We start from the raw sequence: 15,752 nt of genomic DNA on the forward strand, positions 1-15,752 counted from the left end.
AAGCCCCTTCCTATTCGTCTATCAAGGGAAGCGGAAGCATCATGCGTACTGCTGCGGCAGCCGGAGCATAGGGCGAAGCAGCCTGAAGCTCAGCAAGCACCCGGTCAGCCAAAGCAAGCCAAGGCTGTGCCGGGGTAATGGCTGTCCCGACGGTCCGGGAAACGGCAGGATGCAGCAGCAGTGCGGCAATATCCCCGGTTGTTATCTGAGCAGCAGGAGTTTCCTCCGCCATCCGCAGCAGTCTGAGTAGCGAAGCTTCACCATCATCCCCCTCACCTGCTGTGCCCTGCGCATCCCACTCCACCGCCCGCGCTGCCATCCGCTCTGCATCCCGCTGCTCCGTCCGCTCTGCATCCCGCTGCTCCGTCTGCTCTGCATCCCGCGCTGCCGTCCGCTCCACCGTCCCGGCCCCCAACACTTCAGCCGCCGCTGCATAACAGCCGTCCCTGACCAGCAGCTGCACAAGGCTCTGCCGCTCCTCAGCCAGAACACGGGGCAGATGATCTGCCAGCCATCCGCAGATTTCCGTTTCCCTGCCGGCGCATTTGAACTGCCGGAGCAGCCGGGCAATCAGCGGCCAGGGGGCAGGATGAAGCTGAGCCGCGCGCGTGAAGCAGGCAATGGCTTCAGTCTCATCGCCAGTCTGCTGGCAGACTTGCCCGAGCAGGCTTTGAGTGAGGTATGTGCCGATGCCGTTCTCGGTATGGTAGGCAGGAGGGGAGACCCCGATGTCCAGCGCCCGGTGCAGTGCGGCCTTTGCCTCAGACCGGGCGGAAACCTGCAGCAGCAAGGCCCCCTTAATATGATGCAGATCGGGATAATCCGGAAAAAGCGCAATCCCCTGCTCGCAGGCCTCCAGAGCTGACCTTGAATCGCCTAATGCAGCCAGGCAGCGGATTTCGTATTTATAGAGCAGATGCAGGTAGCTTGTATCCGGCTCTGCCCCGGCAAGTGAGGTCCGGAGATGTTCCAGCGCAGGGTTGTACTCGCCAAGCCGCATATATTCAACCGCCATATTGAAATGATGAAAAGCATCCCCGGGACTCCGCTCCAGCTGCTCCTGAAGCAGCCGGATATTGCGGGTGATTTTATCTTTTTTTTCCACAACCCCGTCCGCATAGCCGTAGTGATGAACGATGACAGTGCTCAGGTGCATTGCGGCTGCCGGTCTTTTCTCTACAATGACACTAGCAATCTGCTCATGAATAATCCCGCTGAACCGGTACTCTGGCCGGCTTCGGAACATGCGGAGGATCGGATTGACTGTAAGGGTCTGCGAAGAGCGTTCAGTTCCCTTATGGTTATGAATCCGGACCCAAAAAGCCTCATACTCCATATGCTGCGCGCATGCCCGCAGCTCATCTTTACTCCCCGGCTCCAGCTCTTCATCCGCATCCAGTACCAGAATCCAGCTTCCTCTGGCCTTGGCCAGGCCGGCATTGCGTGCCGCGGCGAAATCCCCGCTCCAGCGGTGCGTGATAATCCGGGCACCGAAGCTGCGGGCAATAGAAACTGTGGAGTCGGTAGAGCCTGTATCAACAACTATGAGCTCATCAGCGACACCCCGAACGCTTGTTAGACAGCGGGCCAGTGTATCGGCTTCATTCTTTACGATCATACATAAGGAGATTAGCGGTTTGCGCGATTTTGTCATAAGTCTGGTTCGGCTCCTCTCCGGCGCTGCCTGTAGTTCCAGCTTGTGTGCCAGGGAACACGGTTAAGCACAGTTATGGCATGGGCGGTTGCGGTCAGATCCTCCTGAAGAGGCCCATGGACCTTAGCCCCCTTGAAGCTGCCTATAGCCTCCTCCAGAGCCTGCCGGGCCAGCTGCAGATAGCACAGCGACAATCCGGCGTTTGCTGCCCCGCTCCCGGACTCCTGCCCGGACAATAGCCGGTACCAGCCGGCCGCTTCAGCATAATGGCCTTTATCAAGCAGCAATTCCCCGAGATATTGCAGTGTTGTTCCAGCCTCCGGCGCCTGATTGCTGCTGACAAGAGCGATGAATAATTCACCCGCCTCGGCCCGCCAGCCTTCTTCATACAGGACGGCCGCCAGATCCTCCCTGCAAGCGGGGAATACCGCAGCTATAACTTTGCTTAACGGTACGAATTCCAGCTTAACTGCAAGCCGGATGATTTCAGTAAGAAGCGGAGCATGACCGGAAGCGGTGAGAGCTGCCTGCGAAGCGGTTTCTTTTGACGCCAGATGCTGATCGATAAAAAGCAATCCGGAACGCAGCTCCGCCGGCACGGATAACTCATCCTCCTGCGGCAGTGCTTCGCCATGCTCCCACCTGCATAATGCCTCTAGCAGCCATAGCTGCCTTGCAGTTTCCGCATCCAATGCTCCGGTGCTCAGCTGCAGTCCGTTTGAGCGCAATCCGGCTGCAGTCTGCCTGAAAAGAGGGTATTGGCCGGTCATGATCCAGGAGGACAGTCTGATTATAAGTGTCTCCGCCTCCAGCGGGTATAGCTCAGACGGTAAGCCGGCAATCACCCTGTGGGCGCCGATTTCATTTAAAGTACAGAGGATTGCAGCTCTTGCTCTGCCTTGCTCTGTACCGGCGAGCTGCTGCAGCAAGACGGCGATATTCTCATCCGGGACCTCAAGCTGCTGAAAGGCGGAAGCAATCCCGAGCAGCGCGGGGGGATAGACGGAATGATGCTGCAGTGAGCGGTGAAACAGCCGGGCGGCCTCCTCCAGCTGGCCAAGCTGCTGTGCGATCCATCCCATCCGTTGCAGCGGACGGAAGCTGTCCATACCGTGTTCGCTGACATAAGCCCTGTGCGGAACCGTAAGAGCTGCGCTGTCCACAGCATGCTGGTAAGCCTGGTAAGCATGTTCCCAAAGCCCCTGCATCTCCCAGGACTGGCCTTGAATAAAGTGCAAGTCGGGGTAGTCGCTGTAGCGTGCCAGTTCACGGGCCAGAAGGCTGTCAATTGCTTTTACTTTTCCGGCTGCAAGATAGATTTTACACAGATCACGGATGATAGACGGACGATAGGAAATTTGAAGCGGAGCGTAATTGAGGCTATGCCGCAGCAGTTCCTCCGCTTCTTGAAGCCGCCCGTTCTGGCAGCAGTTTACCGCAAGATTGTAGCTGTGAAAAGCATCCTCAGGTTCTTCAGCCAGCGCGAGGCACAGCAGATGTTCGTTGCGGGTGAGTTTGTTTTTGGAGCTTATAATTTCAGGCAGATAGCCGGTATGGATAAGCTCGATCGAACTGCTATGAATCGCTGCGGATCCATGTGTATGCAGAATAGAGGAATCCACACTCTCATGAATTCTGCCGCTGAAGTGGAAGCCCTGTCCGTTACGGAATAAACGCACGCTGCTGTGATGCAGGCGGTCCTCCGGGCTGTACCCCAGCAAATTCTCTATACGCACTGTGTAGGCTAAGGCTCCGCTGTTTTGCAGCAGGCTCCGGATGGTTCCGATCGGGGTATGCAGGACTTCATCCGCATCCAGGACCAGAATCCAGTCCGCCGCAGCATGGGATAATCCGGCATTGCGCGCCGCTGAGAAATCATGGGTCCACGGGATCTCATACACCGCTGCTCCGTAAGTCCGGGCTATGTCTAGGGTATGGTCTGTAGAGCCGGTATCAACCACGATCACCTCATCGGCACCGTCAATACTAGCCAGGCAGCGGGGCAGGAGTCCGGCTTCATTCTTGACGATCAGTTGCACACCGAGTGTAAGCCCGGCAGATTTGTCCACGGTAGATCCTCCCTTGGCGAATTAAATATCATTCGGGTGCTGTTGACAGGCGGCTGGTATACAGACAGAAGGAGAGCGGCCGTCTTATGTAGTCACAGAAGGTCGCACAGGAAACAAAGAGTACACGGGTATCCATGCACTCTTTGTTTAGTTCACGAAATTGTAGCTTAGTACAGTAAATTTACTTCTGTTTCTCGCTGAAACGGACGCCGTCCTACGAAGGGCGGCGTAGCCGTTTATGCATGCTGCATTATATGACGGATGGAAGGCTTACGTTCCTTGGGCATCAAAAATGACATTAATCGTTGATGCTGCCCCCGGAGTAGCAGACTGATAGGAGAGACGGGTGTATTTCAGGAAGCGTGCAGGAACGATAACATCCACGGCACCGGCTGCCAGCGGATTATCGCCTGTAGTATCGATGAAATAGTTTGTTCCGTCTGCGCTGATCTCTACGCGGGTGTTCACAGGATTGGCCCCGGTGTTCACGACAAAATAGGAATAGGTGCCAAGCACGCTCGTAGTATTGGCCGGCAGAGGTGTGAAGGTATCTCCTGTTGCAATTCCGTTCGTAGCAAGCTCGATAAAGCTGCGCTGCGAAATGGAGGTTACGCTGCTCAACGTACCGGCAGTAATCGTAGCGCCAAGCACGCTAGTGATCGTACCGGCGAGGATGTTAGTAACCGTACCAGCTGACGATAATGTACCAGCAGTAATCGTAGCCCCAAGCACGCTAGTAATGGTACCATCGAGCAGGTTAGTAACCGTACCAGCCGATGATAATGTACCAGCAGTAATCGTAGCGCCGAGCACGCTAGTGATCGTACCATCTAACAGGTTAGTAACTGTACCAGCCGATGATAATGTACCAGCAGTAATCGTAGCCCCAAGTACGCTAGTGATTGTACCGGCGAGGATATTAGTAACTGTACCAGCCGACGACAACGTACCGGCAGTAATTGTAGCGCCGAGCACGCTAGTAATCGTACCATCTAACAGGTTGGTCAATGTACCAGCAGTGATCGTAGCGCCGAGCACGCTAGTGATCGTACCATCTAACAGGTTAGTAACTGTACCAGCCGACGATAATGTACCGGCAGTGATTGTAGCCCCAAGCACGCTAGTGATGGTACCATTCAGCAGGTTAGTAACCGTACCAGCCGATGATAATGTACCAGCAGTAATCGTAGCCCCGAGCACGCTAGTGATCGTACCATCTAACAGGTTAGTAACTGTACCAGCCGACGATAATGTACCGGCAGTGATCGTAGCGCCGAGCACGCTAGTAATGGTACCGGCGAGGATGTTAGTAACTGTACCAGCCGACGACAATGTACCGGCAGTGATCGTAGCCCCAAGTACGCTAGTGATGGTACCATTCAGCAGGTTAGTAACCGTACCAGCCGATGATAATGTACCGGCAGTGATCGTAGCGCCGAGCACGCTAGTGATCGTACCGCCCAGAATAACGGGGGTCAGGTTTCCGCTGGCATCCGTTGTAAGCGGGCTGTCGATCAGGGTTGAGGGGTCCCGGCCGAAAATAAGTGTGCGCAGATTATCCGGGTTGGCCTGAAATGAACTGAAATTCGGCAAAAGTATTCATCCTTTCATCATAGAATAGATATCGCCAGCGTACTCATGAAAAGACCCAAACCGTCGTCTGGGTCTATATCATATATAGGCTGCCGTTTGCGTAAGGTGGTCAGGAACCATTCGAATGGTGTGATATTACTATATGGGGATTTTAAGAGAACGCGCGGGGCAACTGTGCAAAAATACGCAGATTGCCAAACAACCCCGTACACACGGATGCATACTATGAGAGTATGCTAGGGCCGATAGGAGGAGTGAGGAAATGCCGAATGATGCAATTTTTAATCAGAATAGCCAGCCGCTGTATACCGAGCAGGTCAATACTTATGTTGCTCCAGCTATAGATACATTGCCTGAGGCGGGAGCTGCCATGTCAGGCTTGCTGTTTGGGGTTCCTTTTGCCGCGACGGTTACTGCTGCTGCCCCGCTTGTTCTGCAGGTGGCGAATCCGGGCGGAAGCGGGCGTACGGTATATATCTCGCGGGTAGTCGGGAGTACCGGAGCCGCGGCGGTAACCTTGACTCTGCTGCGTAATGCAACAGTCGGAGGTTCCACAACGGCTCCGGTTAACTATAACTTTGGCAGTGCGGTCACCAGTGTGACAACTGCCCGTACAGCAGCTGCGGCACCTACAGGCAGTCCGGCAACCATTATGTCCATGCTGCTGGCTATAGGTCCGGTTATTCTTGATTTTGACGGAAGAATTATTGTGCCTCCCGGCAACTCGCTGACCCTTACAATAACAGCTTCGAGCAGTACGGCGGCTACAGGGAACATCAGCTGGTGGGAGAACTAGAATGGGAGGGGGCGGGCTATGCCGAATAATTATGTAATCAACGATAATGATCAGCCGGTCTATGTAGAAATGACTAACACCTTCCAGTCACCGGATATTAGCGCACCGCCGGAGATCAGCGCTTCAGAGTCAGCGGTATTATTTACGGCCAATGCCTCGAACTCTGCTACGATCGTACTGGGGCTGAGCTCGGCGATCATATCGGTGCGCATCAACAATCCTGCGGGCAGCGGCAAAACCTTATATTTATCACGGATCAGCGGCAGTATTGGCGGAACTTCACTGCTGACCTCGATCTCGGGAACCTTTACATTAGTCAGAGGGGGGACGGTCTCGTCTCCAGCCACGGTAACCCCGGTGAATAATAATCTGGCCAGCCCGGCCGCGAGTGCCATGACTGTCCAGTCCTCAACTGCGGTCATCTCAGGAGGGAGTATACTGGCCACATATCAATTGGCGCCGGGAGTGTTCACCCCTATATTTACCGGGAGCATCATTGTGCCGCCCGGTGCGGCGGTCAGTGCCAATGTTACCTCTTCAAGTGCTGCTGTCGGAACGATTATTTCAGCGCTGAGCCTGACCTGGTGGGAAAGATAGCCGGCCGTTCTGCAGATATTCATAACAGGAACCACAGAGTAAACCTTGACTTCGGGGAAGTTAAGGTTTATTTTTCTATAAATGGATCTTAATGTAGAATGGATAGAAGGGGGGAATGGGCGGTATGGACAGTTGTTTGTTGATACATGGCTTCACAGGGGGCGAATATGAAGTCTTACCGTTAGCGCAGTTTCTGGGAGCCCATGATTACATAACCCGGACATTTACGCTAAAAGGTCATGGGGGTACCCGCCGGGACCTGCTTCATTCGGACCGCCATGACTGGCAGCAGAGTGCGGAAGAGGAGCTGAACATGCTGCTGTCCGGGGCCGAGGGGGTACATCTGGTCGGATTTTCCACCGGTGCACTGATTGCTTCCGGGTTGTCTGTCCGGTATAAGCCCTATATCAAATCACTGACGCTGCTCTCCGCGCCTGTATTTCCGCTTAACCCGGCGCAGATCCTGCGGACCCTGGGCAGTCCGGAGATGGTCAGGAACTATTTACGGAAATGGCGCTCCACACCGCTGAAGGCAACCAGGGAGTTTCAGCATTTGGTCCGGGAGAGCTTCGCAGTGTATCCGGAGCTTGAGCTGCCTACATTCATTGTACAGGGCAATCGGGATCATCTGGTGAAATCCAAAAGCGCGGGGTATCTGCAGCAGACCATCCCCTCCCGCCGCAAGCAGGTGCATATGGTATGCCATAGCGCGGACAGCGCCGGCATGATGGATGAAGTGCTGCAGTTTATGCGCAGTGCGGGAGATTACAGATAGAGCTTGTTATTTCTTGTTTTTTTTCAGCCTGCGGTATTCCTGATTCTCCCATTGCTTCAGCAGCGGGTAAGGATCGAAGGCCCATTCGGTAATTCCGCGGTCGCGGTAGATTCCGTAGTGGAGGTGGGGCGGGAATTTACCCTGGGTGCCCGGATTGCCGTAACCTGAGCTGCCCACCCAGCCGATGGTCTGGCCCGGAATGACTATATCTCCACGGGAGAGCGACTTCTCATACCCCATCAGATGCGCATAGTAGTGGTAGCGGTTCTCGATATCGCGGATTCCGATCCGCCAGCCGCCGTAACGGTTCCAGCCCTTGGTCTCTACCACGCCGAAGCAGGTGCTGCGGACGGTCAAGCCATGCGGTGCGAACAAATCCGTGCCTTCGTGGATGCGTGCTCCGCCCCAGCTCCGGCCTGTGCCCCAGGTGCTGCGGTAAGCGTAGTTGGTTCCTATTGGAAGCGGAAAGGCACTGCCCGTTAAGTCAAGACGTCCGAAATGCTCGTACAGCTTGGCGAATTGGGCCACACGCTGGGCCGCCCGGCCGTTATGATAGTACTCCCAGATGCCGATACTGAAGTCACTGGCGGAAGTGCCGTACTTTAGCAGATGACTGGCCATGCTGTACAGAACGTCGGCATCATTAGCGGGATCGGCGAGGCCATCCCCGGAACCGTCCCGGCCGAAGCCGCCGAAGAAGCTGATAGATGCCGGCTGCTTGTCCTCCTGGTCAGGATTCAGCGGCCCCGACCATACCGGTGCGGGAATGGTGATGCCTGTGAGCCTGGACGGAAGGTTCGCCGGGTCAGATGCTGCGGCGGCAGCTGCACCTTTTTTCTTTTTGGATACGGACCGTTCATATTGATCAATGGCAGCGAAGCGGAACCAGGGGATACCGGTCGCTGCACTCATCTGTTCATAGAGTTCTTTGCGGGCAACAGCAAGTGGCTCTTTAGTGTCACCGGCAGCCGGAGCAGCCGAGCTCAGCTCCGGCGCTGTGTAGGAACGCGCAGCGTGAGCTGAGGCGGCGGGCAGGCTGCCGCAGAGCAGGGCGGCTGCAGACATGCATATCAGGGTTTTCCGGGTGGTATCTTTTTTGAAATATAAGAATTTATCGGTGGTACGCCATAAATAATCCTTATATTTCTCGCTGAAACGGATACCGTCCTCTGAAGGACGGCACAGCCGTTTCTGCTTGAATAGGCTCAGCATGCTCACAACCTCCTGCGCTTTCAGGCGCGTCAATGATATATACATCCGCATGAATTGCAACTTGCAGCTGCTTTTCTTTAGATTGAAGCAAAAGCGCTGTTTTTATCCATTCTGTTAAACAGGATGGTCCACAAAAACAGGCAATTGCCCGGTGCACATGCTATAATATGAGGCAGATTGTGATATATTGGCATTAGGACAATAACTCCAGCCTTCGCTTAAAGCAGCTGAATGTGGAGTAAATGGAAAGGCAGGCGACACACGCTTGATCGTTATAGGTGGAAAAGGCTACGAGCTTATGCTCGATCATAAGGACGGCTGGAACCCGGAGGCATTCCGCGGAAGATACAGTGAGGTACTGGACCGTTACGATTACATTATCGGCGACTGGGGTTACAGCCAATTGCGTCTTAAGGGTTTTTACCGGGATAATCATCCGAAGGTGAACCGGGATACAGCGATTTCAGGCATGGTGGATTATATTAATGAATACTGCAATTTTGGCTGCGCTTATTTCGTGCTGCATAAGCTGAAGGAGTCACCGCAGGAAGGAACCTTCAAGGATATTCTGATTAAGGAGCTTCCTGAACCGGGGCTTGAGGAAGAAACGGAGCAGGCCGCAGCGGAGCCGTCAGCAAATGTGAAGGAGCACCGGGAGACTCCGGCCAAGGGAGCGAACCGCGAGAAGGATAATGCTAACGCGCCAGGCCGGGAGCATCCGGCCAAGGACAGACCCGTGCGTGAGCATCAGAGCCGGAACCACCGGAACAAAGAGGGCCAAGGCAAGAAGAACCATAAGGAATTCCAGGGCAGAGCGCAGCAAAGCCATCAGGGGAATTCGCATAACCATAAATCAAACCATCAGGGTAAGCAGGATAACCCGAACAAGCACAATAACCAGAACAGCTGATGTACCAGGAAGGCATAAGTTCAATGCATACAAAAAGAGTCATCCCAGCCGCAGCGGCCGGGATGACTCTTTTTTGTACATATATGAATTTGTATTAGCAGGGATTATTTCACCGACAGCTTAAGCTGGTTCTGGGCAGCATTGTAGCTCCAGGTCAGCTGCGGGAATTTCTTCTTGAAGGCAGCAAGGTCAATGAATGTCTCGCCCTCCTGGTATAAGGCTTCTTTGGAGGCCAGGGTGAAGCCGGAAATTTTGCCGGCACCTGTAGTAATCAGCACCTTCTTGTTCTTGGCATCCCAGGATACTTCGCTCTCCACGAGAGCAGATAATACACGGGAGGAGGCATAGACTTGATTGCCTTGTTTAACCAGACCGACATTTCCGGCAAAAGCAGTACCGTTAATATCCAGAATATGCCCGTCACCGGAAGCGGTAATTCCGGTCATTCCGGCGATTTGCAGTGCGGTGATCAGCTGGGCGGTTTTGCCCTTAACCTCAATATCAGGCGCAAGTCCGATATGGTTGAAATCTTCTTTGCTTGGAGTCAGGTATTTCATGGTTGTCATCTTCAGTTCAGCACCGTCGGAGAGGGGAATTAAGCTCTGAATCCGTGCTTTACCGTAAGAACGGGCGCCGACAACTGTAGCGATCTTGTTATCCCGGAGCGCGCCGGTCAGCGCTTCCGAGGCGCTGGCAGTATATTCGTTCGTCAGCACAACAACGGGAACACCGATTTTGCTGCCGTTCGTGATGGTTACAGGTGTTGGAACACCGCTCTGGTCGGAGGTGTACATCATAATGCCGGCATCCATGAACTTGGCGGCAATGTTCTGGGCACTTTCCATATAGCCGCCTGTATTATCGCGCAAATCAAGCACCAGTGATTTCATTCCGGCGGCACGCACCTTGTCGAGAATTACAGCGAATTCTTCATCGACTGTCTGTGTGAAGCCGTTGATTGCAATGTAAGCGACACCCGAGCCGATGATTGCGCCGCTAACAGACGCGGCTGAGATTTCTCCGCGGGTTACGACGATAGATTTATTAGCCCCGTTTCTCTGAATGAGCAGTGTGACCTTGGAGCCGGAAGTGCCGGCCAGCTCATCTCCTGCTGTATCATCCACCGGTACGCCGTTAATTTTGAGGATGGTGTCCCCGCGCTTGAGTCCGGCTTTCTCTGCCGGAGACCCGCTCATCACTTCTTCGATGTACAGCTCTTTGGTCGTATAGATCAGGCGGACGCCGATGCCCACATATTCCAGATCCACCTGGTGCCCGAATTCAGCAGCCTCATCCTTATCCAGATACTGGCTGTACGGATCATCCAGTGTGCTTACCATACCGTCGATGGCTCCGCGGATCAGTGTATCCTGGTCTACGCCTTCGACATTGTAATATTCAAGATACTGCATAATCTCATTGATAATATCCAGCTTGGAGGATTGTCCGAGCTCGGTGGTAGCCGCATCTGCAGCGAATGCAGCAGGAGAAGCGGCGATGGATAAAGCCAGCAGGCCGCTGAGCGCTGCGGTAACAATTTTTTTGGCTGATTTCATTAGGTCATACATCCTTTAAATAAATTTTAGATGATTAGGATTGCGCGGTTTGTACGGTATCAAAGCTGATGTGATAAGTATCATCAATGGTCCAAGATCCGCTCTCGGATTTGAACATAATGAATATAAGTGACTGGGTATAGTTCTCTCCGGACTCACCGTCTTTAATGGATACTTCTGTGTAGACAGCTGCTTCGTCATCGGAGTAGTAATAGATATTGGCTGTACCCAGTGAATAACTGAGATCGTAGGTATCGAACAGCGCCTGAAGATCGGCTTTGGCGGCAGCATCATAATCCTCACCATAGGAGGTCATCAGTGCCATTGTTGCATCCACATTCTGAGCGCCCATGTACTGGTAGTATTTGCTGAGAGTATCCTTAATCACAGCCGCATCACCTTGCGGAAGCACAGCCGGCTTCATGCCTGCTTCGCGGGTCAGGAGTACAGTGGATTCCTGAACCTCCATATCGGAGATCTTCCATTCCCCGTTCCTGCGGACCAGCGTATACAAATATTCAAACCGTTCATCCGGTGTATAGTAACCGCCGGTACGGATGTTAGTCTCCACCGTGTAGACCGTAGCCTCATCTCCGGCCAGACTCAGAATCTTAAGACTCTCAATAGTATTCTTGAGATCATAGGCCTGGAACAGGGAATTCATATCTGCTACAGAATTCATATTATCAGATTCGGAATCTACCAGAGAATAAAAGCTGATTGCTTTCTCTTCATTATAATATTTGTTGGACAACTGAATAAGAGCTGTAATCTCCGCCTGATCGGTGGAAGCAGACTTGGGTACGGTAATTTTAACGCTGCGGCTTGCGGAATCCCAGAGCGCTGTACCGCCGGTGGCCTCGGCAATGAAACGCAAGGGTATGTAAGTGGTACCCGCTGCGGCGACTGGGGCAACGGTAAGCTGCTTGACGGTACCGTTAACGGTTGCCCGCTTGCTGCCGACCTTAAGGCTGATATTCAGGGTTGCTCCTGTGCCGGTAACCGTTCCTGTCTTGGCATCCCACAGTACCTGCAGTCCCAGCTGTTCAAAAATTACACGGAAAGGCACGAGCACGGTGTTATCCTTCAGATACGGCGTTCCCGCCGGGAAGGACAGAGTAGTGCCGTTTATGTAGACTTTGATGGGCTTCTCCGCCGCAAATGCAGGAACGGCCAGCATGAGGGCCAGCAGGGTGATGCCTATCATGGATAGTAGTTTTTTCAATAGATTCGCTCCTTTTAATTTAACAATCTTTGTCAAATAGATTTATTATACCATTTGAAAATTCTCTCTGTCTATTTAATCTGCCAGATATTCCGGAGGGCGGCAGGCCTCCCGGCAACCGGCACAATAAAGCCGGAGAGGCGGGGCATCTCCGGCTTTATGAAGTAGAAGACAGATGTGTTATTCAGCCCGGATGTCTTCTGTTTCTTCATGCAGACTTCAGATCAGAAATGCATCACGGACACGGTTCCAGAACGGGAAGGGGCGGTAGCGGGCGAAGCTGATTTTTTTGTCAGACACCTGGCAGCGTACGGAGATCAGGTCATCCACAGGGATGTTATTGTGATCTATCGTGAGCAGCAGGCGCTGATCCTTGCGCGAGAAAATATCACAGTGATGGTGCTTCGGCAGCAGCAGCGGCGAGCCCATGGTCCGGAATACCCGGTTATTAATCGAAGCAATTTCCGAAATCTGCAGCGCTTCAATCGTAGGATGCACCATCGCACCCCCGAGGCTTTTGTTATATGCGGTACTGCCTGACGGTGTGGAGATGCACAGACCGTCACCGCGGAACATTTCAAAGGTTACATCGTTGATATCCACCTGAATAACAACTGTTCCGTCTACTCCCTTGAGCGTGAATTCGTTCAGGGCAATATGCGAGCTGGAACCGGATTTCTTATGAATCTCCAGTTCAAGCAGCGGATACTTGACCATACGCGGGTTATGCGGTCCGATATCCCCGCACATATAATCAATCAGGGTAGGCAGTTCCTCGGCCTGCCAGTCCGCATAGAATCCCAGGTGGCCGGTATGCACGCCGACAAAGGCCAGATTCGGAATCTGATCAATGAACGTGTGAAAAGCATGCAGCATCGTGCCGTCTCCGCCAATCGATATCACGATTTCCGGAGATTTGGCATCCAGCTCCAGATTCCGCTCCGCCGCCAGCTTGTGAAATTGCTCCGCTAGTTGGATGGACAATTCATCTCCGCGGTCCAGAACATAATATCTCAAGATGTACAGGCTCCTTTGTATAATTCAGTCATACACCGATCATAATCAATCTTGAACCGGAACACAATATTCAGGGATCTTAAAGTCCCTAAAATTGCAGCTGCCGGTTGACCGGATGTACGGGATTACCTGTGGCCGGGCGGACGGCGGAGCTTGCCGAGCAGCAGAATCAGCAGAGAGAGCAGCAGCATGAATGCCAGCAGAAGGCAAAGCAGGCTGAGGCTGCTGAGCAGGCCGGATTCGGGTGAAGCCAGACCGGCAGCGGCGGGCAGCGTGCTGAAATACGCTGCCAGGCGTGAGCCGGTTACGGGCTTCCACAGCAGGAGCACAAGACCGGAAGAGAGCAGCGCGTGCACGGTCCGGGCCGCCATGAACGGAAGATAGCGCAGGCCGGTGCCGTTCAGGATGCTGGCTACCTGGGCGTGGACAGATAATCCGCCCCAGGAGAGGATACAGGCGGCAGCCGCAGCCTTGAACTGCAGCGGCAGCGCTGCGCCGGCTTCTCCGGCAGAGCGGGCACCGAGCGTCACTTCGAATAATCCGCTCACGAGAGCGGAGGACAGCCCCTGGGGGAATCCGGCCAGGGACAGCAGCCAGCCGGTAACGCTGAACAGGGTGGACATAATTCCGGCGCGGGCGAGCAGCTCCATCAGCACATTGAAGAATACAACCAGGCCGCCGACGACAATAATAAGCTGCAGCGACGACTGAACCGCATTCTTCAGCAGTTCCCCGAAGCTCCGGCCGTCCTGGCGGCGGGCGGCGGCCATGGCATTCAGCGCGGTGCGCAGCCGCCCGGAGCCTTGTCCGGCCGGTCCAGCGGGATTAACCGCCGCCTTGGCCGGAAGTCCGGAGTCCGGGAGATCGTTACGGCCGTGGAATTTCATGAGCAGACCCACGATGAAGCCGCCCCCGTAATGGGCAAGGGCCAGCACCAGCCCGAGCGAGGCATCGTGAAAGAAGCCGACCGACACAGCGCCCAGCAGAAAAATCGGATCCGAGGAGGTTGTAAAAGCCACCAGCCGTTCCCCTTCAAGCCTGCTGATCATTCCCTGCTCCCGCAGCTTGGCCGTCAACTTGGCGCCTACGGGATAGCCCGACACATAGCCCATGGCTGCGACAAATCCGCCGCTGCCGGGAATATTGAAGAGCGGACGCATCAGCGGATCCAGCAGGGCGCCGAAGAGATGGACGATGCCGAAGCCCAGCATAATTTCGGATATGACAAAGAACGGGAACAAGGAGGGAAACAGTACATCCCACCAGACGGACAGCCCGCGCAGTGCTGCATCCAGAGAGCTTGCCGGATGGATCAGCATCAGCAGCATGCAGCCTGCCAGCAGAGCGCCGAGCAGCGGACCGGACGCTTTAAAAGATAAGAAATCAAATATGCTGTGCCATAAATGTTCCTTATCACTTGAAGGATGGCGTAGCCGATTCTGCTTGTTCAGTGTCATATTGCTCCCTCCAGTTCTATGCTTAGTTGTATGCCGCAGTAGGGACAAACATCACAAAAAAAACCGGAAAGCGGTTACATTTTACGGTGCTTTTTCGCTGAAATTATGATAAAATAAAAATTAATTAATGCACATCTTAATCTAAAATGATTTCGGGATGGAGTGATGGTGATGAGTGTAGTTGCCGGAGTTCTGGTTTGTGCCTTTGTATATGTAATCCGGGTCTCGCTTGTCCCGCCCGGTGATGAAGAATTTAGAACCTACTAGAATATGTCACGGGTGCCGGACTCAGGTTCGGCATCCTTTTTTTATGATAAATTCAGATCTGTTTTTGGGCCCATGCAGAGCACCCGGGTCAACTTTGAAGCTAAAGCCCCACTTTACGGAGGCATTTTGGTGCTAATCGATGCAAGTATCACCGGGCATTTTTTGGTATAATAAGTGCAGGCTGCCTGTCAAATTTGAATGAAAGAAGGCTGAACCTCCAATGAATCATCAAGAAAGCCTGTTTGATAAGCTGGGAGGTGCCGGGGGCGTTCACCGCCTGGTGGAAGTGTTCTACTCCAAGGTACAGCTGCATCCACAGCTTAGCCCATTATTTCCTGAAGATATCACACCTGTGATGGAGAAGCAGTATCAGTTCTTAAGCCAGTTCTTTGGCGGGCCGGCACTTTACTCGCAGGAGCACGGCCATCCTATGATGAGAGCCAGGCATATGCATATTCCGATTACACCGGAACTGGCGGATGATTGGCTGGGCTGTATGAAGGAAGCGCTGGAGGAGACAGGTGTAGAGGAGCCTTTGCGCTCATTTGTGCTCAGCCGGCTGGCGGGTCCTGCGCATCATTTTGTCAACATGCCCCGTGAATAAGAGTTGTTGTGAAAGGATGA

The 15,752-nt window shown here is 53.7% G+C and carries 14 protein-coding genes; 5 read left to right on the forward strand and 9 right to left on the reverse strand.

Annotated elements, in window-relative coordinates; all coding sequences use genetic code 11:
- Positions 1-10: 10 nt before the first annotated feature.
- The 3 genes from LOS79_RS30485 to LOS79_RS30495 form a co-directional block, all read right to left on the reverse strand.
- Positions 11-1,654, reverse strand: coding sequence for a tetratricopeptide repeat-containing glycosyltransferase family 2 protein (locus LOS79_RS30485; RefSeq protein WP_315414665.1), 1,644 nt, complete (start codon positions 1,652-1,654; stop codon positions 11-13).
- Positions 1,651-3,723 (reverse strand): glycosyltransferase, encoded by a 2,073-nt coding sequence (locus tag LOS79_RS30490; protein WP_315414666.1) that lies wholly within the window; start codon positions 3,721-3,723, stop codon positions 1,651-1,653. Before LOS79_RS30490 ends, LOS79_RS30485 begins: the two co-directional genes overlap by 4 nt.
- Positions 3,724-3,993: 270 nt before the next feature.
- Positions 3,994-5,316, reverse strand: coding sequence for a DUF6385 domain-containing protein (locus LOS79_RS30495; protein ID WP_315414668.1), 1,323 nt, complete (start codon positions 5,314-5,316; stop codon positions 3,994-3,996).
- A 262-nt stretch (positions 5,317-5,578) separates the two neighbouring features.
- Here LOS79_RS30495 and LOS79_RS30500 point away from each other — a divergent pair, with 262 nt between their 5' ends.
- The 3 genes from LOS79_RS30500 to LOS79_RS30510 all read left to right on the forward strand — a co-directional run bounded on the left by LOS79_RS30500 (position 5,579) and on the right by LOS79_RS30510 (position 7,484).
- Positions 5,579-6,112, forward strand: a complete 534-nt coding sequence (locus tag LOS79_RS30500; protein ID WP_315414669.1) for a hypothetical protein — start codon at positions 5,579-5,581, stop codon at positions 6,110-6,112.
- 18 nt (positions 6,113-6,130) lie between these two features.
- Positions 6,131-6,709 (forward strand): hypothetical protein, encoded by a 579-nt coding sequence (locus LOS79_RS30505; RefSeq protein ID WP_315414671.1) that lies wholly within the window; start codon positions 6,131-6,133, stop codon positions 6,707-6,709.
- Positions 6,710-6,833: 124 nt separating this feature from the next.
- Positions 6,834-7,484, forward strand: a complete 651-nt coding sequence (locus tag LOS79_RS30510; RefSeq protein ID WP_315414672.1) for an alpha/beta hydrolase — start codon at positions 6,834-6,836, stop codon at positions 7,482-7,484.
- A gap of 6 nt (positions 7,485-7,490) precedes the next feature.
- Here the strand turns inward: LOS79_RS30510 and LOS79_RS30515 are convergent, their stop codons facing one another.
- Complete coding sequence (locus tag LOS79_RS30515) at positions 7,491-8,549, reverse strand: M23 family metallopeptidase (RefSeq protein ID WP_315422531.1); 1,059 nt, start codon at positions 8,547-8,549, stop codon at positions 7,491-7,493.
- 412 nt (positions 8,550-8,961) lie between these two features.
- On the opposite strand from LOS79_RS30515, the gene LOS79_RS30520 reads away from it, so the two are divergent.
- Entirely contained in the window at positions 8,962-9,606 is a 645-nt protein-coding gene (locus LOS79_RS30520; RefSeq protein ID WP_315414673.1) for a YutD family protein, read from the forward strand.
- A 104-nt stretch (positions 9,607-9,710) separates the two neighbouring features.
- Here the strand turns inward: LOS79_RS30520 and LOS79_RS30525 are convergent, their stop codons facing one another.
- The 5 genes from LOS79_RS30525 to ylbJ all read right to left on the reverse strand — a co-directional run bounded on the left by LOS79_RS30525 (position 9,711) and on the right by ylbJ (position 14,732).
- Positions 9,711-11,162 (reverse strand): S41 family peptidase, encoded by a 1,452-nt coding sequence (locus LOS79_RS30525; protein ID WP_315414674.1) that lies wholly within the window; start codon positions 11,160-11,162, stop codon positions 9,711-9,713.
- 34 nt (positions 11,163-11,196) lie between these two features.
- The gene (locus LOS79_RS30530; protein ID WP_315414675.1) at positions 11,197-12,387 is read right to left on the reverse strand and encodes a copper amine oxidase N-terminal domain-containing protein; all 1,191 of its coding nucleotides are present in this window, start codon (positions 12,385-12,387) and stop codon (positions 11,197-11,199) included.
- 71 nt (positions 12,388-12,458) lie between these two features.
- Positions 12,459-12,599 (reverse strand): hypothetical protein, encoded by a 141-nt coding sequence (locus tag LOS79_RS30535; protein ID WP_315414676.1) that lies wholly within the window; start codon positions 12,597-12,599, stop codon positions 12,459-12,461.
- A 7-nt stretch (positions 12,600-12,606) separates the two neighbouring features.
- Positions 12,607-13,404: an NAD kinase gene (locus LOS79_RS30540; RefSeq protein WP_315414677.1), complete on the reverse strand. Its 798-nt coding sequence runs from the start codon at positions 13,402-13,404 to the stop codon at positions 12,607-12,609.
- 125 nt (positions 13,405-13,529) lie between these two features.
- Complete coding sequence (gene ylbJ / locus LOS79_RS30545) at positions 13,530-14,732, reverse strand: sporulation integral membrane protein YlbJ (RefSeq protein WP_315422533.1); 1,203 nt, start codon at positions 14,730-14,732, stop codon at positions 13,530-13,532.
- A 616-nt stretch (positions 14,733-15,348) separates the two neighbouring features.
- On the opposite strand from ylbJ, the gene LOS79_RS30550 reads away from it, so the two are divergent.
- A complete protein-coding gene (locus LOS79_RS30550; RefSeq protein WP_315414679.1) occupies positions 15,349-15,732 on the forward strand; it encodes a globin domain-containing protein in 384 nt (127 codons plus the stop codon).
- Positions 15,733-15,752: the final 20 nt, after the last annotated feature.

This window comes from Paenibacillus sp. MMS20-IR301 (assembly GCF_032302195.1).
Classification (GTDB): Bacteria; Bacillota; Bacilli; order Paenibacillales; family Paenibacillaceae; genus Paenibacillus_AQ.

Excerpts from the sequence above, each read along its gene's own strand:
- LOS79_RS30485 (WP_315414665.1), bottom strand. The coding sequence starts at position 1,654 with ATGACAAAATCGCGCAAACCGCTAATCTCCTTATGTATGATCGTAAAG.
- LOS79_RS30500 (WP_315414669.1), top strand. The coding sequence starts at position 5,579 with ATGCCGAATGATGCAATTTTTAATCAGAATAGCCAGCCGCTGTATACC.
- LOS79_RS30505 (WP_315414671.1), top strand. The coding sequence starts at position 6,131 with ATGCCGAATAATTATGTAATCAACGATAATGATCAGCCGGTCTATGTA.
- LOS79_RS30510 (WP_315414672.1), top strand. The coding sequence starts at position 6,834 with ATGGACAGTTGTTTGTTGATACATGGCTTCACAGGGGGCGAATATGAA.
- LOS79_RS30515 (WP_315422531.1), bottom strand. The coding sequence starts at position 8,549 with ATGTCTGCAGCCGCCCTGCTCTGCGGCAGCCTGCCCGCCGCCTCAGCT.
- LOS79_RS30525 (WP_315414674.1), bottom strand. The coding sequence starts at position 11,162 with ATGAAATCAGCCAAAAAAATTGTTACCGCAGCGCTCAGCGGCCTGCTG.
- LOS79_RS30535 (WP_315414676.1), bottom strand. The coding sequence starts at position 12,599 with ATGAAGAAACAGAAGACATCCGGGCTGAATAACACATCTGTCTTCTAC.
- ylbJ (WP_315422533.1), bottom strand. The coding sequence starts at position 14,732 with ATGCTGCTGATGCTGATCCATCCGGCAAGCTCTCTGGATGCAGCACTG.
- LOS79_RS30550 (WP_315414679.1), top strand. The coding sequence starts at position 15,349 with ATGAATCATCAAGAAAGCCTGTTTGATAAGCTGGGAGGTGCCGGGGGC.